This window comes from Fortiea contorta PCC 7126, from assembly GCF_000332295.1.
Classification (GTDB): domain Bacteria; phylum Cyanobacteriota; class Cyanobacteriia; order Cyanobacteriales; family Nostocaceae; genus Fortiea; species Fortiea contorta.
In genome coordinates, this window is sequence record NZ_KB235930.1 from 1,165,896 (window position 1) to 1,188,849 (window position 22,954).

The following is a 22,954-nucleotide window of genomic DNA, read 5'->3' on the forward strand; positions in this document are numbered from 1 at the left end:
ATCCTGAGTTAAGCGAGCAAGAATGCTGGGAAAAAGCCATTAACGACTTAATTAGAGATAGACGTTAATCCTTGTTACGAATTAAATAAGCTTTGATTTCAGATAATTGTTTGTCAATATTATCAAATCTAAAATCAATTTCTTTTAATCCATAACCAATACAATCTGATATCTGCTTTTGATTACCAACAAGATGATTAAAATCGCGCTGCTCATTGAGAGCTTTTTCTGCAGCGGCTACTGCATTTTGAGTACTCCGCTGTCTCTCAAATTTTAATTTGTTCCACCACCAAGTAATCCAGCCAGAAGCGGCACAAATCAAAGCTAATACAAAACTAGCGGCACTAGGATTAAATTTCATATATACAGGTATTCAGTCACTTTAACCTTAGCAGTAGACAATAATCCCGAACAAATGCCAACAATCGCATTTTGGCTAGCGTTACTATCTAAAAATTTCTCATTAGCTGATAATACAAAATCGTAATTAGTAGCAGAGACAGTAACGTCATTAGAGTTAGTGCCAATTGGGACGTATTTAAAATAAACGCTTGAACTGCCTGTATTGCTAATTAAATACGAATATCTGCTAGCATCACTTTTTTCCGAAATAATGACAGATTTAGCAGTACTAGAAACATTGATGTCAGCAGTGGGTTGAGCTTGTGTAGTTTGTTGTTTTCTTAAAGGGAAAACATTTTATGTATTGTTATTTTAGTTTTACCAAGATATGCGTTTGGAAAGAAAACTAACTGAAATCTTCCTCTTTGAGCAAAGGTTAACTCTTGATTACCAAAACGCAGAATTTGTGAACTAGCAACTAATTTATTTGGGTAATCAATCAATATTTGCTCAATTCTTCCACTACTTTTATAGTTTTTTAGTGGTTTAGCTTCTAAGGAAATAATTAAGTTAGCATCATTATCAAATAAGTACGGAATGATTACAGAATCAACTTTTTTTAAGTCCCATCTGTACTCACTCCGATAAACCAATTGAGAGTTAATCATTGGTTATTATTTTGTTGGTTTCCTAGGTTTTGGTCTAGCTCCTGGTTTAGCTGTTGGTCTAGCTCCTGGCTTGGCTGTTGGTCTAGCTCCTGGCTTACTTCCTGGTTTACCTGCTGTACTACTGGTTTTAGATCGAGTTGGATTAGTAGAAGTTTTGGGAAGAGAAACGCTTGTTATTGTTCCTCCCCGATACTTTTTACCTCTCAAGGAATTTTTAATTAATAAAGTGCCTAATTTTCCAGGATCAGCAAACAATAAAAAGGCTCTAGATTTGCCTTGACCCATGCTGACATTAACATAAATGCGAGCAGGTCTTGGCTTATTCATGCCATAAATCAACCCAGGCTCATTAGCTTTAGCTGTCTGTACGCCTATTTGCTTTGCAATATCATCTGGATAAGCAACTTTATTGCCCTTCCAAGCAAATTTAATTTTAACTGCACCATTTCCAGCCCCGCCAGCGGAAGAATCTGTCATTGCAATAAACAAGTCAACGCTTTCTGTTTTAGCCATTTAATCAACTCCTATTAATTTTATGCAGGTGTTAATTAAAGGTAATCAATGGCGTGTATCGTCACATCTCCATTAGCTGCAGCTAAAGTAGTAAAAGGTAGATTGGCTGATATAGTAGCACTACCAGTTTCAATATCAAATTGAATTTGAACATTGTTAGGCTGATTTTCGGCCGGCGTTACAGCTTTTTCAGCAGCAGCTAAAATGCTTGCAATCTCTAACAATGCTTCTGGAAGAGTATCTGATTTTAAACTTCCACCGCCGTTAACAAAAGCAGAGTATGTAGAGCCAAGATAATCGCTCGCAACTATATCGATTGAACCGCTTGTTTGAATAGTTGTGGTGACTGGAAGAGTAGCAGCTATTGCAACAGTACCTGTGTCAAAAGAAATTGTTGTAGAAAGATTTCTTTTTGGTGGTAAGCCAGGGTTAGATCCATTTCTTAAATTTTCAGCGGCGTCTAGTGCTCGACAAACTTCAAAAAAAGCAGCAGGAATTTGAGTTGATTTCAAAGTTCCACTTGTTCCAGGTGCAAAAGTACTCATTCGTTTATCCTTGTAAAAAATGTAGTATCCGTACTTGTAATCTGTTGTAGCTGGAAAATTGGCTGAATTGAGGGGAATAAATCTAGAAACTTTCTTTGGGGTTAATGTCGAAGAAAGTGCAGCACGCGAGGCACTCACTAAATAAATTTTTTTATCTTGAATCAAAAAATTAAATTGAAACTCTAAAAGCTTGTTAGCTACAGATACCGGAAGATAGCTAATAGCTGCTTGCCAATCTATATCTAAATTATCCCCGCTAGGAGTTTCTATAGTTTCAACAGGAATATCACTAAAATTGTCTAGTTCACTTTTTAGTGGCTTTTTAGGGATAAATACGTAATAATTGCGTTTCCATTTGTAAGCAATATAAATACTTTTTTTAAATAAATTTTTAATAACTTGAAGTAAATAAACATCAGAATAATTAACTATCTTAGCAAAGCTAGTTAATTTAATAGATTGTCTTCCGTTTATATAGTAGACTTCATCAAAGTTTGTTTTCACGTTTTTTTTCTCTTAGTTTTTTACTCCATGAAGGTACAACGTCTTTTTGTCCGGAGGGAAAGAATTAACATAGTGTCGGAGTGACAGAAATTTTTTTGTATTCTTGATTAGAATTGGTTACTTGTAGTGGCTCTATTCCTTTTAATCGGTCGGGGTCTACATATTGTTTTAATGCGTTAATAACTCTTGAGCATTCAGTTTCGGTTTTACACCAAACGATAATTTTAGAGTTGTCGTTTAAAACTTGTATTCCTCGATAATCGCCTTTTTCGTAATCAGGGAATTTAGGTTGATGTTGAGAACCATATCTGTAATGCGGAAGTATTAATGTCCAACGAGAACGACCAATTTTTAGTTTTTCTAAGGTGTTGATGGCTGAGGGGATATCCGTTGAAAGGTTGATGGTGGTCATGTCAGATTAATGAAGTGAATAAACCCGTTTTAAGCAGTAATCAAAACAATGTAAATATTCCACTTTTATGTAAATCAAGAACAATCACTGAGGGCTGAAAAGCCTACCACCATTAGTATTTAAGCAGATATTGACTATATCTAAAAACGCAAATGTTCCGAATTAACCATTGCAACTGGTTAATCCGGAACAATCATGAGGAGAATTTTCATGAAAAATAACCGAAACGGACAATCGGCTATTTTAACTGACACGGACTATTCTAAAATCCGCAAGCAAATTAAAAGTCAAAAATACAAGTTACTTTTAGATTTAGCTTGGTACACCGGGGAACGGTGGGGGGCACTGGTAAAGTTAAGGATAGAGGATGTTTACAATCCCAACGGCACGCCACGGGAATATATTAATTTTCGGGCGATTACTCGCAAGGCAACGCCAGACGGTAAGCGCCAGACAAGACAAGTGCCTGTACACCCTGTACTGGCTGAATCTTTATCTAATTACACTCCAGATTCTAGTTCGGGCTGGCTCTTTCCCTGCCGTGATGGTGACATGCCAATTACGATTCGGTGGGCAGATAAAATTTTACGAGCTGCTATAGAAAGACTGGGTTTGACGGCTAAGGGTATCAGCACTCATTCCACCCGCCGGACTTTCATTACCAAACTGCACCGCAATGGAACTGACCTGTACACGATTAAGAAAATCACTGGTCACAAGGATTTTAAGTCGTTGGAACGTTACGTAGAAATTTCGGCTGATCGTGTTAAGGGGGCGATCGCTACTCTATGAACACTAAGCTGTTATTCCTGCAAATCGAAATTTTCTTCCAGCGCCTCCAGGAGGGAAATTACGATCACCCGGTGGACTTGGCTAAGGCCCTAGAAACCCTGGCAGACTTTGCCTGGGAGGAGGTAGATGAGCTTTACCCGCCATCAACATTCCCGTGATAAAAATGACACAAACTTAATGTTATTTTTTTTGGGCGATCGCTTTATTCATTGGGCGATCGCATTTTTTCAAGGTTGCAATCACAAGAAAAACCCTGTATCCTGCCTTGACACAGGCGTTACAGGAAAATTATGACTTTGCAACCAGGAACTAACAGTACCAGCTGGTCTTCGGCTTGGAACAATGGCAAGACTAAAACAATTCGCGTTCCAGTCAAACTAGCTGATCAAATCTTGAACTATGCCAGGGAACTGGATTCTGGCATTGACATGGAACAGCAGATTATTCTCAAATTTATTGATTCTTTTGCGGAACGGAGAAAAGCAGAGTTTCGCCCCAATCAGTACAGCCGTACTGCTTCACTAGAAAGCCGCCGGTGGGATGAACTCAAAAGATTTAGGAATTTGGTTGCGAATGGTGACGCCAAGAGTGAATCAAGTGTTGAATCTCTTGTGGTGTCTGTCCGTCGTTGATTGCGGCTTCTACATCTGCCTTTCGATTTTTAGCGATCGCACTATTTGCACTGCCAAGATAAATCCGATTTTTCTTCCTGCCAGTCATCCAACAGTAGCGATAGTACCAATATTTATTACCAGAGCGTTCGACCCAATATTTCTCTACCCAGTGGGTATCGTGTTGGGGCGCAACTTTTTTAGTATCTAATGCAACTTGCGCCCCAACACAATTGTACGGAGTTCCAGCTTGCTGAGTATCAGTTTTCTCTTGAATGTGTTGGGGCGCAACTATTTCATCCCAGTAAGGATCCTGTACTGTCTTAATCTGGCTTACAGGGACAAGGGTGAACAAGGAGAGTTGTTGACTCATAACTCAACTCCCTTAAGTTCATCCCAAAATGTTGAGTTAGGAGCGTATTCAGGAATTGCGTTTAGTTGCTTGATATTAGTCGGATGTTCCCACCATCTTTGACGTAAACAAGAGCGAATAAATCCCTCTGGGTTGGAAATTTTATCAAATCCACCACGTATCTTAAATAGAGCAATAGATACTTTTATTTCAGGATTTGAATGGTTTAAAACCTCTTTCTCGCTTTCGTCAAAATGTATACCTTCATCTGCAAGGGTGGCTTGATTGCTAATAAGATTAGAATGCTGCTGCTGTATATCCTCCTCAACGGCAGACTTATCTTTTGAGTCAGGTGAATTGTAAGTCGAGTTATTGTTTTGTAAGTTTTTTTCTCGCTTCTTTCTCGGTGGCTTCAACCACTCCAGCGGTCTCACTAGTAACTTAAATATCTTCCAACTGTACTGCTTTACCACTTGAATTACCCGATGTTCGCAAAGTAACTCGAACATCTTCTTTAAATAATTGTGACTGTATCCCTTGCCTCTTGACTTTTCTACCCAAGCATTAAATTCTGATAGGTCAGGTTCTGTTTCTAGGCTGACTTCCCCTTGTCTCATTAGCCATTGCCAAAGGACTTTTGCAGCGTTGGGAATTCGGTTTTGGTAACAGAATGATTCGTGTTCTTCTGTCCACGGAAGGGCGTTTTTCTGGGTTTTTTCTGTCATAATTTAAGTGATTTGTTGAGTCAAAGCCATCTGTTTAATCATTGGATGGCTTTTGATTTTTTTTAGTGGCGATCGCGCCTCAAGTCATCAACAATTTTTTCCAAGTACCAGGCATTAGACATGCCAGACCTGATCTTCCGTTCTTGCTCTAGAAGTTTTCTTGCTTTCGCATTGTCGCCCTTGAGTAGCGAGAGTAAGTCGGATTGCAACTGCGTAGTCCTGGAGTGGTCGCTTTGCTTTGGTTGTTTTCGGTTAGCGGACGGATCAGTGAAGCTAAAGTTGAGAAATCGTCTTACTGGTTCTGGAAGTGACCGCATTATGAAGTAAAAAATCAGGGCAACTCCGATAATGACGAACACAGGCAAGAAAGAGTAAAAAATTATGGCTAAAGTATCCATAGGTTGAGTTGTAACGCTACTCATCCACAATGCGGGGATTTTCTGATAGAGACATCGGGAAAACCTCGCATTTTTAAGCTTCACTGCCATTTCATAAAACAAAACCGTCCTCACCCAGCGGGTAGGACGGTTTTATTCTTGATCTTCTTGCTGTAGCTCTTCTCTAATTAACTTAAGTTCTTTAACTCTAGATTGAATTGCATTTATCTCATTTTGCTTGGCGGCCACCTGATCTAAATATTCATTGATCAGATGGTCAAGCATTTTCCCAGTAACTCTTGCTCCGGGATTGAAGATGCTTGATCTCGGGCCACCCTCTCTATAAATTCGCTCTTGCTGAGTCCCAGTGCTAGAGACTTCTCCTCCAATAGCTGATGTGCTTCTGGAGATATTGTCAAATTCAGGCTTTTCTTCCTTTGTCCGTGGATCGGTTTCCGCATCTGTTATACCCATGCACTACCTCTTATTGTATACGCATAGAATAATTGACTTTTAATGCGCGTGGTATTAGGCTATATTTAGTTGTACACGCATACAACGATTTTTGCAACACAAAACCGCTCCCCAACGCCTAACCCTTCGCGTTGTAACCGGAGCAAGCACCCACGCACTGCCTCGCGCCCCGCGTGGAAACACCCTTTGATTTGTACCTGATGCTTTGAATGCAAAAGGCGATCGCCCTAGCAGTAGCACAGAGCGATCGCCAGTCAAATACCAAGTTATAAGGAGTCCATATTATCATTCAAAAAATTCTCGCAGACACAGCCAAACTTAATCGCTCCCAAGCCTTGGGATTATGTGCCCTGATCTGCATTGCATCAAGAGAGAATACCAGCGTCGCTTACCAGTGGGAGGAATTGAATTTTTCAGATATCCCTCAAAAATTGATAGACGCCATCGATGAGCTTGATGAAGATTACCAATTCGATCTGCTCAACAATATCTCTTATGGATTCGTGGAGGAAGACGCGATCGAAGTCCTTGGGCTAGTCGATTAAAAAGGCGATCGCCTTTTATCAGGAGTGCGATCGCCAAGTAATGGATTTGATTTTGATAAGGAGATTTTACCAACGAGTGACAGTAATGCAAAATCTGTACACCACGCCTGAAGCATCCCGCGAAACCGGGATACCAGAAAGCACAATTCGCTCTTGGCTACGCCGTCACCCTGGAGTATTTCAGATTGACGTGCATGTGGTGGTTGAAGAATCAGGACGCAAAATGTGGACTGATGCCGGGATTGAACTATTGCGTAGCCGCAACACTGCACCAGAAAATGCAACGGATGACGATGCAGAAAATAGTGCAGATGACCTGCTTGAATCACTGCTAGCCAATGATGCCAACGCATTAGCCCACGAATACTGGCGACAATTCCCAGGCAGAGTGATTCACCGCATTCGCCAAATGCGGGACAATCCCACACCCCAAGACCGGGAAATTATGCAAACCTCACTTCGCGCCGCACTCGCAGCCGGCACATCTCACCTACTGCTACCCACCTATCAACCAATGTTGCTGGAGGGAGACGGTGAAGAATAAACAGCAGCCCACCAGCAAAGTTGTACCATTCACCGGCGAATTCTACCCCGAAGTAGAACCCACCCCAACACCAGCGGCGACACCAGATTTAACACCAGCATATTTCGTGCTGTTCGCTGCAGCCTTAGTTGCTGGTTTAAGCCTAGGGGCAATTTTCACCTACCAAAGTGCAGATCAAGTGCAACTGCGGCAGATGAAAGCGCAGTCCGAACAACTGCAGCAAGTCAAGACCCAAGTTTGTCAATAAGGAGTAAAGATTATGGGTATCCTATCTCGCATCACCAGCGCTGCTGGTAAATCCAGCAACAAAGAAAGTCAATCCTCACTCGCCACAGGTGGTCACGCCATAGACAAAAATCGTGTGCTGGCTCCAACTGACCCCACAGCGATAAACCCATTGAACGCGGGCGCCTGGGAGTCAGTCCGGACAGCACCTGTCAGTGACGTACCCCGCTATTTTACCAAGCCAGAAGCTGATGCCCTCAAGGAATTAGCCACAGAAAAAACCCAAGGTGCAAAGCAATCTCAACGCGCCTACAAATCGCTTGGCAAGATTGAAGCCGCTGACGCCGCAGTTCACAAACACCACCGCAACTACATTCGCGGCACAGCCGACGCCGAACTAACTAAAAACGCGCCGACGCAAGCACGGCGCGACACCTCCACGCACTGCGTCCAGAATACGCCAAATTGGGTTTTGGTTTAGACCGCGCTGAAAACAAAGCACAGCAACGCATTCAAGAGTTAAGAGCCAAAATCAAGGATAACTACTAATGACTAAGGCGGTACGACCTGGGGGCTTGGTTCCTGTTGGGGTGTATCGCCTCTAGCTGTGTGGCTTGGCTAGGGGCGTTGCATCCGGCTTTATTCCGGGTTATGTGGGTGATTTACATCATGTGTGCAGCTGCCTTGGGTATGGCTTTAGTCACCGATGATGCAGCCCGTCAGTTTTTGAAAATATCCGAACCTGACTACTACGCGCTGCTGATTGCTGTAGCCTGTTCTGTTGTATTGGGAGGGTTGCTGCAGTGGCTAATCGCTGGATAAAAACCAATTGCTTGTTAGCAAGTACCGCTGCTTTCTGGTTCGCTGCACTTTCCCCTATGCCTGCAATTGGTAAGGGAATTTCTTACAGCTTGGCACTGGTTGCAGGGGTGCAACTCGTCAGGGAATCTCAAGGGCTGATGATCCAAGAAGCCCGCCGGGGGGCATTGTCTGCAATGAACCAGGAGTTAGAGCAGCTAGAAATTGCGTTGCACACTCAGCAACAAGAGGAGGCGCTTTATGAGGTTTACGCTCCTTCAACTTACCCGCCGGAAGTCGAGACGGAATTAAAAACCAGCCTGGAACACTTATATAAGGAGCCCAGCGCGGAGCGTCATGATGGGCTTACAACTTCCACTTCCCAAAAAAAAGGCTTTTACTTCGCAGTGGTAGCACTACTGGAAGTTAAGGGTGAGACTTTTGTAATTGAGCAAATTCTCAAGCTTGGGGGTAGGAACTGGGCTGAGGGAAAAAAATACTTGCAGCAAATTCTTGAGGAGGGCGCGAGCAACGGCTGGTAATTTAATAGCGATCGCTAGAACGGTGCAGGCGATCGCCCACTCAAATCATTCGCTGTGGATTCAAGCAGTATGCAAATTTTACCAATGATCATGACTAAACACGACACCTGGGTAAAACTCAAACCCGGCAATCCTTACGAGAAAATCATGGTTTTATTCCCAAGTGGGATGATACCCATGCGAGATCCATTCCCTTTAGAAAGAGCCGCGGGGGAATTCCAAAACGAAGCTTTATGGATGATTGATTTAGAGCGCTTGAACAGCCTACAAGTTAGTGCGCTAACGCAATTTCTCGCCAATCACTACAAAGTAGAATTTCGCCAAGTTGCACAAGAAGTCGCAGAAAAAGGTGGCTTTGCAATGCGTCAGCAGTGGATAGAATCCATGATGTGTGGAGCGGAGTCAATGCAACGAACTAAAGAACTTGCTGACTGGCTCGAAACTGCACCCCAACCACCATCAGAGACAGCGTGGATGGAATTTTATAATGACCAGCACGCCCGGTGGATTGAGGGTGATGAAGTCCCGCCGCCGATTAGCAGCATTGAGGATATTGATTCTCGCCTGCATACCCCAGAATTGGCTGAGGCAATGAAACGAAATGAAGTTAATAGAATGTTACTATCAGTGTAGCTTTGACCATTTCTCATCTGACATTGCAGGAATAAAAGCTTTATTGGCAATTCAACCAGATATCGCAGTGGTTGAGCCAACGGGCGTTAATTACTCAAAAATCTGGATTCATCATTTAACCCGCATTGGCGTAGAGATTCGCTTTGTCGGACACAAGGAATTAAGAAACTATCGAATGCATCAACTAGGTTTACCAGACAAAGATGATGACGGTGATTCGCTAGCCCTCGCCTGTTATTACTTTGACTATCAAAACTCGCCTTGGCGATTTTTAAAAATACGCGATCCGCTAGCATCTCAAATCAGGGAAATGGTACTAAGGCTAGCCCATCTTAATCGAGTAAGATCGCCAATAGTGAATAGAACTCGACAAGATTTAGCTTGGCAATTTCCTGAAATAGCTCTTAGGCGTTCGGTTATTGGCAGACAAGGGACAATTCCTTTGCTTTGGGGATGGTTAGCTGAACAAAGAATCAGTAAGAAATATGATGATCTCTACAAAAATACTGCAGGACTGGGGATTACAAATACTGTGCGATACCATGCACGGCGATTATGTAGCTTGTACGAGGAAGAGATCGAGATAGAAGCTCAACTAAAACAGCTTCTTCAACATCCAAATTTTGCTAAGTATCTAGCAGTGTTTGAGCAATTCCAATTCGGTCAGCGATTGCAAGCTTGGCTTATTTCACAATTATTTCCCTTTGAGACATTTCTTGAAAACAATCAACCAATTGTTATTGAACGTAGAGGAAGATTTTCAGGAAAACCCACAAAGCGCCACCTGTCGTTACGCAAATTTCAAAAAACCTTGGGAGTTGCACCATCAGCAGAATCATCTGGTGATATTCATCGCCAAAAAGTCACCGATGGTTCTAGCGTATGCCGAAAAGCCTTATGGCAATGGGTTTTTACAGCTATTGAACCCCGCACCAAACGCCCAAAAAACCAAATTGGTAAATTTTTGGGCGATTATTTAGACTCTCAAAAAGCTTTGGGAATCCCAGTGCAACTGGTACGATCGCGGACAGCAGTCAAAGGGGTTAAATTGCTTTTTGGTGAATTGGTGCGGGAGTTTTGCAAATAGACTGGTCATTTGCAGTTTGCGCTGTTAGAGTGAACTGCAACACAGTAATATGTGCAGCCGGAAAAGCTAAAAATATGACCATTAAAGGTTTGTTCCCATTAATTTTGACAATTTTATTATCTAATAGCACAGGATTAGTTGCAGCTAACCCACCCAAAAATTTAGTTTCTCCAACTAAACCCAAAGCTGCTTCAACTCATAAACCAGTTACGCAACCATTACAGCCCAAATGGAAATTATTCACCGCTCCAGATGGGCGCTTTACTATTTTGATGCCTGGAGTTCCGATTAGGAATACCCAAGCACAAAAAACTCACATGGGAGTCATTAACCTACAATTATTTGTTGCTCAACCAGCCAAACAGGAGGTAGCTTATCTAGTAGTTTATAACGATTTTCCCTATAGTTATGGTCAGATGGCTAATCCCCAAGACATACTTAATCAGGCAAGAGATTTAGCCTTAAAAACTACCAAAAGTAACTTAATTAGCCAGGGGAATATTCGTAGTTCCAACGGTCATCCTGGTAAAGAAATTGAGTATATCAATTCTGCAGGAAAAATCACTAAAGCCAGGATGTATTTTGCTCAGGGGCGCTTATATCAAGTCATGGCTGTTAGTTCAAAAAAACAGCACAAGACTTTAGCAAAAACGATTGCAGGCTATTTAAATTCCTTTCAAGTAGTTTTAAAAACTGGAAATATTTGATTAGACCTAGCTTAAAAAAAGGGGCTAGTACAATAAGGCTGAAGTATAAAGTATCAAGTATGAAATGAAGAAGCTTACATGATAAGCCTTTGGGAAGTTTTTAATGGTTACTTTATTTCCGCCATGCGGGACTAGGGGTTAAGGAAAGATATTTTTATTGACTTGAGCAGGAAATAAATCCTTGTACAGATGTAAAATTTTACGCCTCTACAAGGATTTTTCATCTAAAATTGCTTAACTGATAGTTGATGTTTTGACTTTTTTAACTAGAAATTGGTACATTTTTAAATGCCGCTGTATCAGGCACAAAAATATCCAAGTTATTTACACCATCAGGAACCCTAATCCAAATATAAGCATCTGCAGAAGCATTAGGGCGTAGCTGAGACAGAGAAACACTACCTGTGGAACGATTCGCAGAAATTCCTTTGTAGGTTTCACTGGTGTCAGGATTACGGGCTATGGTATTGACAACTGAGATAGTGTCTGTATCCGCAATTCCGTCTGCAGCTTGGCGACGGATACGCATTTGCACATTTACCACATCGCGGTTTGCGGTTTCTGGATCTTTAATCCGTTTGGCTGAAAGTAACTCTATTTTTGCTTTATTTCCAAAAGCAGGTTGGACAAATTGTCCAGGTTGAAACGCTGAGACTGTCGCAGGCGTTGGTATTGTTTTCTCTGGAGATACTTGCGGTTCTGGGGGTATTGTTTTTTCTGTAGATACGGGAGTTGTGGTAGCATTACTAGCCGTATTAGTACTGACAGTGTTATTTAAAGTCTGCCGTAAATTAACAACTTCATAAGCTGCATAACCGCCACAAATTAAAGCCACGGTAGAAAGGAATACAGATACACCGGATAAGAATGTACTCACACCATCACCTCAATTTCATTTAGATTTTATAATGCCATGAATTATCTAAATATTTGCTTGCTGTCGTTGATATAGTGACCAATACAATCCCTTTTGTTGTAACAACTGGGAGTGTGTACCGTGTTCGGCGATGACACCTTTTTCTAATACCAAAATCAAATCAGCGCGCTTGAGAGGGGCGAAACGGTGAGCGATAAGAAACACGGTGCGGTTAGCGGAAATTGTTTGCAGATTTTGCAATACCTGTTGTTCTGTTTCGCTATCTAGGGCGCTGGTGGCTTCGTCCAAAATTAAAATTGGGGCTGGGGAGAGAAATAATCTGGCTAGGGCGATGCGTTGTCTTTGTCCACCAGATAAAGCGGTACCACGTTCACCGACATTGGTTTCATAACCGTATGGTAGTTGGCTGATGAAGTCGTGGGCTACTGCTAGTCTGGCGGCTTCTACTACTTGTTCGGCGGTAATATCAGGATCACCGAGAGTGATATTTTCCAAGATGGAACCATTGAATAAAAAGTCTTCTTGGAGAACTACACCAATTTGTTGTCTGAGGGAAGCTAAATCGGCGCTTTTGATATCAAATCCATCGATTAAAATGCGTCCTGATTCGATTTGATAGAGGCGTTGTAATAATTTAGAAAGGGTACTTTTTCCAGAACCACTACGCCCAACAATGCCAATAAATTGTCCTGGTTCAACGTTAAAAGAAATGCCTTTAACGATGGGTTCTGTGTTGGCTTGGTAGCGGAAAAATACTTGCTCAAAACTAACTTCACCTTTGAGGGATGGTAAAACTAAACCTGTCCCTGATTCTGCTTCGGGAGCAACGTTGAGAATATCACCAATTCTGTCTACAGATAACAATACTTGTTGGAGATTTTGCCACAATTGAACTAATCTTAAAAGTGGCCCTGTGACTCTACCTGATAACATTTGAAAAGCTACAAGTTGACCAATAGTAAGTTGTTGATCAATCACTAATTTGGCTCCAAACCAGAGAATGAGTAAGGTAGAGAAATTAGTGAGAAAATCCCCAATATTACTACTAATATTCGAGGTGGTGGAAGCTTTAAAACCTGTGCGAATAAAGCGAGCAAATAAACCTTCCCAGCGATCGCGGGCGACGGGTTCGGCGGCGTGGGCTTTTACTGAGTGTATACCAGTGATTGTCTCGACTAAAAACGATTGACTGTCGGCGCTGCGGTTAAAGGTTTCGTTCAACCAGTTACGCAGAATTGGGGTAGCAACAATTGTCAAAGTAGCGAATAAAGGTAACACAGCTAAAGCGACAAAGGTAAGAGGGATGTTGTAATAAAACATCAGTGCTAAGTACACCACAGCAAAGATGCTATCCAAAATCACCGTTAAGGCTGTACCTGTGAGGAACTGGCGGATTTGTTCTAATTCTTGGACTCTAGCTACAGTGTCTCCGACGCGCCGTGACTCAAAATAAGCTAGAGGTAGGCGCATCAGGTGACGAAATAGCTGGGCTGATAAACTTAAATCTAAGCGCCTGGCTGTGTGGGTAAAGATGTATAACCGTAGAGTGCCGAGTATAGCCTCAAATATCGCCACTAATAAAAGAGCGATCGCCATAACATCGAGAGTCGGTATACTCTCCTGTACCATCACTTTGTCAATAATGACTTGAGTAATTAAGGGTGTGGCTAAACCCAAAAGCTGGAGTGTAAAGGAAGCTAATAAAACTTCCCCTAATAAATTGCGATATTTCCAAACTGCGGGAGTAAACCAACTGAGGTTAAATTTTTCTTGTTGGGAGATGACTTCAACTTGCCACATTTGCCCATCCCAAGTAGCCTCAACCACCGATTGTGGTAGACTTTCGCCAGTATGATCGGGATTTTGGGGATTGGCGATGATGAGGCGATCGCCTTTCATCCCATATGCTACCACCCAACTAGGATTTTCCTCAGATTGAGAATTCCACAACAGCAAAGCGGGAAATGACAACTGCTTTAATTCACTCCAACTCGTTTGGATGTGTCGTAACCACAAACCCAATTTTTCTGCAGCTTCCACCACATGTTTCGGCTGTTGTCCCCGGAGTTGACGTTGTACCCATTCCAGTTTCACCCCATTTTCTAGATGTTGCGCCACCATTGTCAGACAAGCAGCAGCGGTATTCCAGCTAGAAACGAAAGGATAAGATGTGGGAGCAGAAGGGCTAGAAGCTAGGGACTGGGGTTGAGAAATGGGAAGCTGAGAAAATGATTCTCTTGGCATTTGTTCTGTAAAATTTTGCCAGAAGCTGTCAATTTGCGGTGTGGAAATTTCCTCCCACAATGGCGTATACCAACGCACTACAGTAACTTCTTTACTCGCGGCTACCGCTTTACATTCCGCACCTATTTTTGGCAAATCGCCGAACCAATCTCCTGCTTTTAAAGCTGCTAATGGCTTCCCTAAACTGTCATCTCTTAAGCGGACTTTACCAGAAACAATGAAAAATTGATAACCACCAACTGCGTTTGACCAAATTTTTTCACCAATTTGATATTTTCGGATTTCCGATTGCGTTTGTAATTGGTTTTTTTGTTCAGCAGTCAACCAACATAATGGTGGTTGCTCCCAAGGTAAAGAAGCTAGCACTTTGGCTGTTAAAGATTCATGTTCCAGATTTTCTATTTCGCCTGTAATTTGACTGTCAGCTTTTGAATTTTCTCTGCTAGCCATTTCTCAAATAACTCATTTTGTAATGCTTGCTTTAGTTGAGTATCTTCTAAAGATGCTGGCAGATATTGTTCAACTCGAAACAAACCATAACGGTTTTCAAGTTCTATCGGCCCGATTAATTGTCCTGGGTGAGCCGCATCAACTGCGGATCTCAGTGTATCTGGCATTGTACCTCTGCTAATCGGCCCCATCATGCCATTAACAAGGCGATCGTCTGTCAGCGAATACTCTCTCGCTAATTGTTCAAAACTCCCTCCTTCTTCAATTTGGGTTTGTAGTTCTTCTGCGAGTTCTAAATTATCTACAAGAATCCGCGAAATGACTACCCGATCTAAATAAATTTTTCGTTCAATAAAATATTCTGCAAGTTTCGCTTCTGTGAGCACGGTTTTGAGTTTTTCTAATTGAAAGCTCAAGGCGACTGCTCCATGAAAGGTAGCGTAATCATTGCCATTTTTCTTGAGCCATTCTTGAAAAACTTGGGGATCAGTCAGTTGATTTTGGAGCCGAAAATCAATAATTGCCTGTTCAGTGACTGCCGGATTTATATAAATATCCGCGCGAGTTTTTACCTCTTGCTCAATCACATACTGTCGGAGAATTTCCCCAATAAATTGAGACAATTTTCCCGAAGCTTGCAGATATTTTATGGCTTGATCAATAGCAATTGGTTGGTCATTAATGCTGAGAAACGATAAAGATTCCATGAATTCTAGACTTCAATAAGTAATGACACTTGCCCAGATCCAAGCAATGAGCATAGCAGCGATCGCGCCAATTAAGGTGTTGCAAATATTTACCAATTCATTAGTTAACCAAGTGTATTGAGATTGCAACGTGGCGCCAATTACACTTTCTAAATTGGTGGCAATAAATGCTGCTAGCACACACCAAAGTACACCCCATAAATCAATTAAACCGACTCCCCAGCCTAAAAGTGCGATCGCAATTGAGGCTACCACGCCAGCTAAAGTCCCCTCCAAGCTAATAGCTCCTTCTGTTCCACGGGGTACTGGTTGTAGTGTGGTAATCAAAAAGGTACTTTTGCCGTAGGCTTTACCAACTTCGCTAGCGCAGGTGTCAGCAAGTTTGGTACTGAAACTGGCTACATAGCCCAACAACAGCAGCGACTGGAGACTAGGAACTAGGGACTGGGGACTAAGTTCAACTAAGCTCGAATTGAGCAACCCGATTCCCAAAGCACACAGCGCCGCTGTCAAAGCCGAACCCCAAACATTTTCCGGGCCTCTAGCCCCAGAACGTTTTTCAGCGATTCCTGCGGCTTCTTTTTGTGCTAAACCGATGCGCGTTACCCCAGAACCCACTAGAAAATAGAACGCCACGACTAAATATCCCCGCCAGCCTAGGGTTCCCCAAATGATGACACCCAGCAACCAAGCATGGAATAATCCCGCCGGAGTCAGCAACTTTTTGGGAGCAATCCAGACTAAACCCAACAATATCGCGTTTAATCCCGCTCCCATCAACCAGGGATTTACAGAATCGATAAAAGGTAGCATCAGCAACATATCATCAGTACTTTTGCCAGAATACAAATAGAATAACGAATTCAGTACCCTGGCGTTTGATCCTTACCACCCCCTAATCTAGGAAGTGCAGATTTTTTTGCTGCTGTCCGGATAAAGATAGAGAAAAATTGCGAAAATCAAGAAAAAATTTGTTCATGGGGCGCTGATTGGAGATTTACACCAGTGTGAGGTACAAAAATATGCCTGTAGTGCGCCACGGCGTAAATAAAGCAACTATTACAAATCTATGAAGAAGCTTAGTGTACAAGCTTCTTCATTTCATACTAGCCTGCGGCAAGCCGCCTTTCAGGCGTCTACATACTTCAGCCTTGTTGTACTGGTGCGATCGCCCACAATTTCCCATGTGACAATCAGTGGAGGCAAATAAACCAAGCTATATTAAACGAAGTTTTACAAATTAAGAAATAACAAAATCAACAAATACAACCCATGAACTCAGTGATCTTTCACTTAGCATTCCCTGTTACTGATATCACACAAACAAAGGCATACTATGTGGATGGCTTGGGGTGTGTTCCTGGCCGTGAAAGCCCCCAGGCGATGATTTTGAATTTATACGGTCATCAACTAGTTGCTCATGTTACTAAAGAGCCGCTGACACCGCAACGGGGTATCTATCCCAGACACTTTGGGTTAGTTTTCACTGATGAGAATGATTGGAAAGAAATACTAGCCAGAGCACAACAACATCAATTACTTTTTAGAGAAGAACCAAAACATCGCTTTTCTGGTTCTCCCTTGGAACATCGCACCTTCTTTCTAGAAGATCCTTTCCATAACCTGATGGAGTTCAAATATTATCGTTATCAGGAAGCGATTTTTGGCAGTTCTGAATTTACCCAAATTGGGGATAGAGCTTAAATTGGTGCTGCTAAGGCTGCTGCTACCATTGCTAAACTCCTAGAGTCCTTCAGCATCCAAGGGTGTAGCGCCACGGGTACTGTCGCCTCTCTTCCCACTGGCATTTGTGAACTATTTGCGGGGACAATCATTAAATCATAAGGTGTCCAGATAGATGTAAAGCTCAACTGCTTTAACATTGCTGCATCAGAGTTTAAATCTTTCAAAAAAGCGCTGTTAGTCCGCATTTGCACACAGCCAGGACGCCGGGAAGCGTAAGCAACAGCAGTTCCGTAATGGGGTGAAGCGATGGTCACAAATCGTTGTACACGGTTAATTCCGCCTAGGCGCTGGATATAATAACGACTGACAATTCCGCCCATACTGAAGCCGACTAAATCTAGTGTTTGTGCTGGTGCAAAGTTGCTGGTGATATAATATTCCACTTGCTTCGCCAATTCATCTAGACCGACAGCGCCATTATTGGGTACTAAATCGAGAGTATGCACAGACCATCCTCTTTGTCTCAAGTAGCCTGCCATTGTGTTGAAGACTGACCCTGTATCATCAATACCATGTATCAATAACACAGGATTGTGTTGCTGATTTTCTGTGTTCATTTGTCAATGTATGGTTAATTAAGTCTGTAGTTAATGTAACTGTGTACCATAACCGTTGATAAATAATTTATGCCACTCCCACCACTGGTTGTCAGCTTTAAACCTCTGCTTTTCTTTGTAAATTTTTGTTAAGTTAGCTTTCAGAATCTTGCTCTGAGATACAGTAAAATTTAATAATTAACTCTCGGTGTCAGCAAGTTGTAAGTGCTGGCAAAAATAGCTTGATAAGACTTGCCACATATTGTTATTACAATGTTGATTAAGCACAAACCGATGATGGCGATCGCCAAAAATATGGTGATGCAGTGCAAAAAAATGTAACATTCCGTCGCGATTTTTAACAATTACGGTCAAGTTTCAAATATAGGAAGGCAGGAGCAATTGTAATGGATTTTATCAAAAAGTTAATTGGTGGTATTCTAGGTTTCCTTACTGGTTTATTACCCAAAAAAAAGAAGAGTAACGGTTTTTATTTGGAATTAGATGAAGCTGCGACTGGAGCTAATCCCAAAGCAGAAGCTAAACCAGCAGCAGCGAATGGGAAAAAAGCTGCAGCACCAGTTGCGGCTGTGGTCGCGGATGCACCTGTAGCAGCACCAGAGGCGGTTAAAGCAACTAAAGCAACTAAGGCTAAAGCTGCGAAAAATGGTAAGGCTCCCAAAGCTGAAGCTGCGAAAGCTGAACCTGTGAAAACTGAACCTGTAGTTACAGCTCCCAAGAAAATAGTTGAAACCACTTTTGCACCTCAATATGTAGCGAATACAGTCGCTAGTTCTAATGGTCGTCGCCGTCCTGGAGCAAATATGAGTGCTTTTTTGGATTTGGCTAGTCAGGTGAAAACTCCTGGCTAGGTTTGGCTGTTCTGTTTTCAAGTGAGCTTTAAGAAAATTAGTCCGCTATATAAATGAAAGGCTGGGTCCCAGTTGGTTTCTTCCCTACGAAATAGGTGAATATGAGACTGGATGCTACCCAGCATTTCTGTTTGGTCTAATACTGTCTGTGCAAAGGGGGTAAAATCTGACCAAACTTTGACTGATGGTAATTGTTGTTTAACCCAGTTGAGTAAACTATTCCAATTGATGCGGATGGTATTTTGGCTGGGTTGAGAAGTGATTTTGATACCTTGGTGGAATTCATAACCTTGGTCATAAAGTCGGAGAATGCAATGTCTACCGGGTAGGTGTAAGTCGTAGAATTGAGCGTAGTCTTGGGTTTGAGTTTTGCGCTGTAGTTGACGATGGATGTTGAGATCTACGACTTGTTCAAAAATCGGTAAAAGTCCTAAGACTTGTGCTGTGACTTCTGACCAGTTAAAGGTGAGGGAACCAAGTTGATTTATGTGGTTGCGACAAACAACGGTAACTTGTGTGTTAGATGCGGCGAAATAGTTAACGTGGAATACTTGGATTTTTTGAATATCAGCTATTGTTGCCCAAAAGCAGGAGATACCGGCTTTTTGTAATTTTTCGCCATAAAATTTCAATTCCCCTATTTGTCCGGTGCGATAGAGCTTCCAACTGCGACTGGGTAACATTAATCTTGCAGTGTAGAGGTCTATCTGCATAACTTGGGCTAATTTTACAGCTACTTTATCTCTAATTTCGGATCTGAGGGGTTCTAAGATTAATAGACCTAGGGCTGTGTTTTCAGCGTTGCTGGTTCCTGGGGCGATGTTTTCTTTGTGCTTTATATCTTGCAATCGTTGTAAACCCTGACGCGCCTGCATTAAGATTTTGCCATTAATTGTACTGTGCAATAGTTGCCGATAAATTTTTTCTGCGTTTTGGCGCTTCCCTGTTTCTTCGTGCAACCGTCCGAGATAAAATTGCACCCAAGGATTTTCTGGGGACTCTTTTAGCAATTGTTTGAGGATTTTAGCAGCGGTGCTATAGTCTTGGCGCTCAAAAGCGATCGCAACTTGTTCAATCATCACTCGGTTTCAACGCACACCCTTTTTTGCGTGAGATATAAATCATTTATACTTCATACGCTGCGGTTATCAAGGATAAAGCCACAATTGGTGCTGTGACGGCGCGGAGGACACGACGCCCAAGGGAAGCTGGTTGGAATCCGTGAGCGATCGCATTTTCTATTTCTGTTGGTGTCCATCCTCCTTCTGGCCCAGTAGCAATAACAACCATTTTTGATTCCTTGTCTTTGTCTAAACAAGCTCGCAAATGGGGATAGTTACCCCGCGCTTCACAAATATATTTTTGCTGGGATGACAACTGAGTGACAGTTGCTGATAACCCTGTGCTGAAAGTAACAGGCTCTAAAACTGTGGGTACACAAGCGCGTTCTGATTGTTCAGCAGCTTCGATTGCTATTCTGCGCCAGCGTTCGAGTTTTTGTGGACTGGGATTTAGTAGAGTGCGATCGCTCAAAACTGGAGCAATATTAGTTACACCTAATTCTGTAGAAATTCTGACTATTTCGTCAAAACCGTTGCCTTTAGGCAAAGCCACCATTAATGTAATGGATACAGGTAACTCTGTTTGTATTTGTAGCGGTGCTAAAACCTGTCCTTGCGTCCCCACTAACTGCGTCAACCACCATTTACCCAGACCATCCATCGCAATAAAGCGATCGCCCTCTCGTAATCGCAACACGCGGACTAGATAATGCTGTTGTTCTGGAGTCAGCAAAATTCGCTCTTGCTGGAGTTGAGCAGGTGCGATCGCAATTCTTTGTAACTGAGACATCAGACTAATTCATCATGAAGAAAATTCAGATGGTGAATTTTGAAGAATTGGTATCATTGCGCAAAAAACGAACCACAGATCGATTTATCTGTGGTTTCGTCGTTCTTAATCTTTGTCTGATGAGAGACTCTGAAAATAAGCCTCCAGCGCCGCATTGACCAACTCAGTCATCGGTTTTCCTTGGCTGGTTGCTGCTGCTTTTAACTGGATATAAATATCATCCCGCAAACTTACCCGACGACGAGATTTACCTGTACCGTCAGCAGCTAAAGGATCATAGGTGGCGCTAAATTCCCGGAGCGCATCGAAACCTAGGCGATCGCAAAAATCACCAAAGCTTTCTTTTGATTTCTTCGATTTTTTGAAGTAAACAAAAATTGGCTCTAAGAGGGTTTCTATGTCATTGTGGTGCAGTTTTTCGGTGTAAGGTTGGGCTAACCGTGTCTGATTTGCTGAACCACCTAACCATAATTGGTAAGATTCTGGTGCACTACCCACAAAACCTAATTCTGCCATGTAGGGACGAGCGCAACCGTTAGGGCATCCCGTCATTCTTACCACAAAATGCTCATTTTGTAAACCAACTTTATCGAGTAAGGTGCGAATCCGCTCCAAAATTCCGGGAATAGCTCGTTCTGATTCAGTGATAGCTAAACCGCAGGTAGGTAAAGCGGGACAAGCCATTGCTAACCTAACTAGTGGTTCAATTGCTTTAGGGTCAGAAATCACACCACAGTTGTCAAGAATTTCTTGAATCGCTTGCTGGTTTTCTGGCGCAATGTCGTAAAAAATCAGATTTTGGTGGGGTGTGAGGCGGATAGGTAAGTTAAATTGTGCAACAATCTCCCGCAAAGCTGTTTTCAGTTGCAGAGAACCTTCATCTTTGACGCGACCATTGTCAATGGAAATACCTAAGAATAGTTTGCCATCACCTTGTTCTTGCCAACCGAGAAAATCTTGATATTTAAACTCTGGCAGTTTTTTCGAGGGTGCGACTGGTTTACCAAAGTATTCTTCCACCTGGGCGCGGAATTTATCGACGCCCCAATCGTTGATTAAATATTTTAATCTAGCGTGACGACGGTCAGAGCGATCGCCATAATCTCTCTGAGTCGCAACAATCGCCTTGACTAGATCATAAACATCAGCTTGCTCTACATAGCCAATTGGGTCTGCTAGCCGAGCGAAGGTTTCTTCTTTATTGTGTGTCCGCCCTAAACCACCACCAGCAAAGATGTTAAATCCTTCTAGTTTCCCTTTCTTATTGGTAATCACCACCAAAGTCAAGTCTTGGGAATACAAATCTACAGAATTATCTCCTGGTACAGTCACGCAAACCTTAAACTTGCGTGGCATGTAGTGAGTTCCATAAATGGGTTCTGGGTTATCATGAACAATTGTGCCAGTACCGTTGCGTTGTCGCGCCGCTATCACCTCTGGGTTTTCTTCACCACTGATTACCTTTTCTCCATCTAACCAAATTTCGTAGTAAGCGCCGGTTAAAGGAGATAGCAAATCAGCTACATTTTGGGCATACTCCCAAGCATATTGATAATCTGGGCGATTTTTAAACGGTGCTGGTGGCGCCATCACATTACGATTGATATCGCCACAAGCGCCCAAGGTAGAACCGAGATTTTTGACTATAGTCGCAATTGCTACCTTCAGGTTTTGCTTTAAAATCCCGTGTAGTTGAAAACCTTGACGAGTTGTAGCTCGCAATGTGTGATTACCATATTCATCAGCCAACTTGTCTAAAGCTAAATATAGCTGCGGCGGTACTAAACCACCCGGATTTTTTGTCCGCAGCATCATTTGGTAATCTTTTTCCTGTCCCTTAACACGATTATCGCGGTTATCTTGTTGATAGGAGCCGTGAAACTTGAGAATCTGCACCGCATCTTCGCTAAAGTGAGTGGTGTCCTGAAGAATTTCGGTGGCTACTGGTTCACGCAAAAAATTACTGTTTTCCTTAAGTCCTTCTACTTTAGAAGGCTTAGGTTGAGCGATCGGGGAAGCAGGGGATTTAACCATGAGAGTTGTATACTGTTCTCAGTAAGCCATTAGTAACTGCCGAAGCTGTAGGTTAGAATTAGCACCCATTCGGCTATTTTATCCCCGAAAATCCGGTCGGAATTATGAGGAATACGCTAATTTTAACATGGCAAAAGGCCGGTTTTCTCAGTGATGTAACACTTAACAAAACCAGCACATTTAGTATACAGGTGTAAATAAACTCAATATTTTTAGGTTGTGGTTGATAGTTGACAGTTGA

General features: G+C 42.3%; 32 protein-coding genes. 14 read left to right on the forward strand and 18 right to left on the reverse strand.

What is annotated here, in order from left to right; all coding sequences use genetic code 11:
• Positions 1 to 64 precede the first annotated feature (64 nt).
• From MIC7126_RS0105540 to MIC7126_RS31185, 5 genes are all read right to left on the reverse strand, one after another.
• A complete protein-coding gene (locus MIC7126_RS0105540; RefSeq protein WP_017652137.1) occupies positions 65 to 361 on the reverse strand; it encodes a hypothetical protein in 297 nt (98 codons plus the stop codon).
• Between the two features lie 322 nt (positions 362 to 683).
• A complete protein-coding gene (locus MIC7126_RS0105545; RefSeq protein WP_017652138.1) occupies positions 684 to 1,010 on the reverse strand; it encodes a hypothetical protein in 327 nt (108 codons plus the stop codon).
• Between the two features lie 6 nt (positions 1,011 to 1,016).
• A complete protein-coding gene (locus MIC7126_RS31180) occupies positions 1,017 to 1,523 on the reverse strand; it encodes a hypothetical protein (protein WP_017652139.1) in 507 nt (168 codons plus the stop codon).
• Between the two features lie 35 nt (positions 1,524 to 1,558).
• Positions 1,559 to 2,572 (reverse strand): hypothetical protein, encoded by a 1,014-nt coding sequence (locus MIC7126_RS0105555; RefSeq protein ID WP_017652140.1) that lies wholly within the window; start codon positions 2,570 to 2,572, stop codon positions 1,559 to 1,561.
• A gap of 64 nt (positions 2,573 to 2,636) precedes the next feature.
• On the reverse strand, positions 2,637 to 2,984 hold the full coding sequence (locus MIC7126_RS31185; RefSeq protein ID WP_017652141.1) for a hypothetical protein: 348 nt from the start codon (positions 2,982 to 2,984) through the stop codon (positions 2,637 to 2,639).
• Positions 2,985 to 3,194: 210 nt separating this feature from the next.
• Here MIC7126_RS31185 and MIC7126_RS0105565 point away from each other — a divergent pair, with 210 nt between their 5' ends.
• The 3 genes from MIC7126_RS0105565 (at position 3,195) to MIC7126_RS30170 (ending at position 4,408) form a co-directional block, all read left to right on the forward strand.
• A complete protein-coding gene (locus tag MIC7126_RS0105565) occupies positions 3,195 to 3,776 on the forward strand; it encodes a tyrosine-type recombinase/integrase (protein ID WP_017652142.1) in 582 nt (193 codons plus the stop codon).
• Positions 3,777 to 3,902: 126 nt separating this feature from the next.
• The gene (locus tag MIC7126_RS30165) at positions 3,903 to 4,070 is read left to right on the forward strand and encodes a hypothetical protein (protein ID WP_154655835.1); all 168 of its coding nucleotides are present in this window, start codon (positions 3,903 to 3,905) and stop codon (positions 4,068 to 4,070) included.
• Positions 4,067 to 4,408: a hypothetical protein gene (locus MIC7126_RS30170; protein WP_154655836.1), complete on the forward strand. Its 342-nt coding sequence runs from the start codon at positions 4,067 to 4,069 to the stop codon at positions 4,406 to 4,408. The genes MIC7126_RS30165 and MIC7126_RS30170 overlap by 4 nt, the downstream gene beginning before the upstream one ends.
• On the opposite strand, the gene MIC7126_RS0105575 is transcribed toward MIC7126_RS30170, so the two are convergent.
• The 5 genes from MIC7126_RS0105575 to MIC7126_RS30175 form a co-directional block, all read right to left on the reverse strand.
• The gene (locus MIC7126_RS0105575; protein WP_017652144.1) at positions 4,332 to 4,760 is read right to left on the reverse strand and encodes a hypothetical protein; all 429 of its coding nucleotides are present in this window, start codon (positions 4,758 to 4,760) and stop codon (positions 4,332 to 4,334) included. The two genes, MIC7126_RS30170 and MIC7126_RS0105575, sit on opposite strands and share 77 nt — an antisense overlap.
• The gene (locus tag MIC7126_RS0105580; RefSeq protein ID WP_017652145.1) at positions 4,757 to 5,464 is read right to left on the reverse strand and encodes a hypothetical protein; all 708 of its coding nucleotides are present in this window, start codon (positions 5,462 to 5,464) and stop codon (positions 4,757 to 4,759) included. The genes MIC7126_RS0105575 and MIC7126_RS0105580 overlap by 4 nt, the downstream gene beginning before the upstream one ends.
• Before the next feature lie 62 nt (positions 5,465 to 5,526).
• Positions 5,527 to 5,781, reverse strand: a complete 255-nt coding sequence (locus MIC7126_RS27115; protein ID WP_238553607.1) for a hypothetical protein — start codon at positions 5,779 to 5,781, stop codon at positions 5,527 to 5,529.
• A 213-nt stretch (positions 5,782 to 5,994) separates the two neighbouring features.
• Positions 5,995 to 6,315, reverse strand: a complete 321-nt coding sequence (locus MIC7126_RS0105590; protein ID WP_017652147.1) for a hypothetical protein — start codon at positions 6,313 to 6,315, stop codon at positions 5,995 to 5,997.
• A gap of 118 nt (positions 6,316 to 6,433) precedes the next feature.
• Positions 6,434 to 6,604 (reverse strand): hypothetical protein, encoded by a 171-nt coding sequence (locus MIC7126_RS30175; protein WP_154655837.1) that lies wholly within the window; start codon positions 6,602 to 6,604, stop codon positions 6,434 to 6,436.
• A gap of 341 nt (positions 6,605 to 6,945) precedes the next feature.
• Between MIC7126_RS30175 and MIC7126_RS0105600 the strand changes: the two genes are divergently transcribed.
• The 8 genes from MIC7126_RS0105600 to MIC7126_RS0105635 all read left to right on the forward strand — a co-directional run bounded on the left by MIC7126_RS0105600 (position 6,946) and on the right by MIC7126_RS0105635 (position 11,396).
• Complete coding sequence (locus MIC7126_RS0105600; protein ID WP_017652149.1) at positions 6,946 to 7,404, forward strand: MerR family transcriptional regulator; 459 nt, start codon at positions 6,946 to 6,948, stop codon at positions 7,402 to 7,404.
• On the forward strand, positions 7,394 to 7,651 hold the full coding sequence (locus tag MIC7126_RS0105605) for a hypothetical protein (protein ID WP_017652150.1): 258 nt from the start codon (positions 7,394 to 7,396) through the stop codon (positions 7,649 to 7,651). Before MIC7126_RS0105600 ends, MIC7126_RS0105605 begins: the two co-directional genes overlap by 11 nt.
• A 12-nt stretch (positions 7,652 to 7,663) precedes the next feature.
• Positions 7,664 to 8,110, forward strand: coding sequence for a hypothetical protein (locus tag MIC7126_RS27120; protein WP_017652151.1), 447 nt, complete (start codon positions 7,664 to 7,666; stop codon positions 8,108 to 8,110).
• A gap of 104 nt (positions 8,111 to 8,214) precedes the next feature.
• Positions 8,215 to 8,451: a hypothetical protein gene (locus tag MIC7126_RS29050; protein ID WP_238553608.1), complete on the forward strand. Its 237-nt coding sequence runs from the start codon at positions 8,215 to 8,217 to the stop codon at positions 8,449 to 8,451.
• Positions 8,433 to 8,969 (forward strand): hypothetical protein, encoded by a 537-nt coding sequence (locus tag MIC7126_RS0105620; protein WP_081603000.1) that lies wholly within the window; start codon positions 8,433 to 8,435, stop codon positions 8,967 to 8,969. Before MIC7126_RS29050 ends, MIC7126_RS0105620 begins: the two co-directional genes overlap by 19 nt.
• Before the next feature lie 90 nt (positions 8,970 to 9,059).
• The gene (locus tag MIC7126_RS0105625; RefSeq protein ID WP_238553609.1) at positions 9,060 to 9,602 is read left to right on the forward strand and encodes a hypothetical protein; all 543 of its coding nucleotides are present in this window, start codon (positions 9,060 to 9,062) and stop codon (positions 9,600 to 9,602) included.
• The gene (locus MIC7126_RS31850; RefSeq protein WP_017652155.1) at positions 9,571 to 10,689 is read left to right on the forward strand and encodes an IS110 family transposase; all 1,119 of its coding nucleotides are present in this window, start codon (positions 9,571 to 9,573) and stop codon (positions 10,687 to 10,689) included. Before MIC7126_RS0105625 ends, MIC7126_RS31850 begins: the two co-directional genes overlap by 32 nt.
• Before the next feature lie 74 nt (positions 10,690 to 10,763).
• On the forward strand, positions 10,764 to 11,396 hold the full coding sequence (locus MIC7126_RS0105635) for a hypothetical protein (protein ID WP_017652156.1): 633 nt from the start codon (positions 10,764 to 10,766) through the stop codon (positions 11,394 to 11,396).
• 262 nt (positions 11,397 to 11,658) lie between these two features.
• Here the strand turns inward: MIC7126_RS0105635 and MIC7126_RS0105640 are convergent, their stop codons facing one another.
• The 4 genes from MIC7126_RS0105640 to MIC7126_RS0105655 are packed head-to-tail and all read right to left on the reverse strand — an operon-like array spanning position 11,659 to position 16,487.
• A complete protein-coding gene (locus tag MIC7126_RS0105640; protein WP_026100057.1) occupies positions 11,659 to 12,273 on the reverse strand; it encodes a hypothetical protein in 615 nt (204 codons plus the stop codon).
• A gap of 45 nt (positions 12,274 to 12,318) precedes the next feature.
• The gene (locus MIC7126_RS0105645) at positions 12,319 to 14,967 is read right to left on the reverse strand and encodes a type I secretion system permease/ATPase (RefSeq protein WP_017652158.1); all 2,649 of its coding nucleotides are present in this window, start codon (positions 14,965 to 14,967) and stop codon (positions 12,319 to 12,321) included.
• Positions 14,916 to 15,674 (reverse strand): peptidylprolyl isomerase, encoded by a 759-nt coding sequence (locus MIC7126_RS0105650; RefSeq protein ID WP_017652159.1) that lies wholly within the window; start codon positions 15,672 to 15,674, stop codon positions 14,916 to 14,918. The genes MIC7126_RS0105645 and MIC7126_RS0105650 overlap by 52 nt, the downstream gene beginning before the upstream one ends.
• A 12-nt stretch (positions 15,675 to 15,686) precedes the next feature.
• On the reverse strand, positions 15,687 to 16,487 hold the full coding sequence (locus tag MIC7126_RS0105655) for a TIGR00297 family protein (RefSeq protein ID WP_026100058.1): 801 nt from the start codon (positions 16,485 to 16,487) through the stop codon (positions 15,687 to 15,689).
• Positions 16,488 to 16,743: 256 nt separating this feature from the next.
• Between MIC7126_RS0105655 and MIC7126_RS30180 the strand changes: the two genes are divergently transcribed.
• Both MIC7126_RS30180 and MIC7126_RS0105660 read left to right on the forward strand, forming a co-directional pair.
• Positions 16,744 to 16,884, forward strand: coding sequence for a hypothetical protein (locus MIC7126_RS30180; protein ID WP_154655839.1), 141 nt, complete (start codon positions 16,744 to 16,746; stop codon positions 16,882 to 16,884).
• A gap of 62 nt (positions 16,885 to 16,946) precedes the next feature.
• Entirely contained in the window at positions 16,947 to 17,378 is a 432-nt protein-coding gene (locus MIC7126_RS0105660; protein WP_017652161.1) for a VOC family protein, read from the forward strand.
• Here the strand turns inward: MIC7126_RS0105660 and MIC7126_RS0105665 are convergent.
• The gene (locus MIC7126_RS0105665; RefSeq protein WP_017652162.1) at positions 17,375 to 17,977 is read right to left on the reverse strand and encodes an alpha/beta fold hydrolase; all 603 of its coding nucleotides are present in this window, start codon (positions 17,975 to 17,977) and stop codon (positions 17,375 to 17,377) included. The two genes, MIC7126_RS0105660 and MIC7126_RS0105665, sit on opposite strands and share 4 nt — an antisense overlap.
• A 386-nt stretch (positions 17,978 to 18,363) precedes the next feature.
• Between MIC7126_RS0105665 and MIC7126_RS0105670 the strand changes: the two genes are divergently transcribed.
• On the forward strand, positions 18,364 to 18,828 hold the full coding sequence (locus tag MIC7126_RS0105670; protein ID WP_017652163.1) for a hypothetical protein: 465 nt from the start codon (positions 18,364 to 18,366) through the stop codon (positions 18,826 to 18,828).
• A gap of 17 nt (positions 18,829 to 18,845) precedes the next feature.
• On the opposite strand, the gene MIC7126_RS0105675 is transcribed toward MIC7126_RS0105670, so the two are convergent.
• From MIC7126_RS0105675 to sir, 3 genes are all read right to left on the reverse strand, one after another.
• Positions 18,846 to 19,907 (reverse strand): tetratricopeptide repeat protein, encoded by a 1,062-nt coding sequence (locus tag MIC7126_RS0105675; protein ID WP_017652164.1) that lies wholly within the window; start codon positions 19,905 to 19,907, stop codon positions 18,846 to 18,848.
• 46 nt (positions 19,908 to 19,953) lie between these two features.
• Entirely contained in the window at positions 19,954 to 20,679 is a 726-nt protein-coding gene (locus MIC7126_RS0105680) for a 16S rRNA (uracil(1498)-N(3))-methyltransferase (protein WP_017652165.1), read from the reverse strand.
• Positions 20,680 to 20,784: 105 nt separating this feature from the next.
• Complete coding sequence (sir, locus tag MIC7126_RS0105685) at positions 20,785 to 22,713, reverse strand: sulfite reductase, ferredoxin dependent (protein WP_017652166.1); 1,929 nt, start codon at positions 22,711 to 22,713, stop codon at positions 20,785 to 20,787.
• Positions 22,714 to 22,954: the final 241 nt, after the last annotated feature.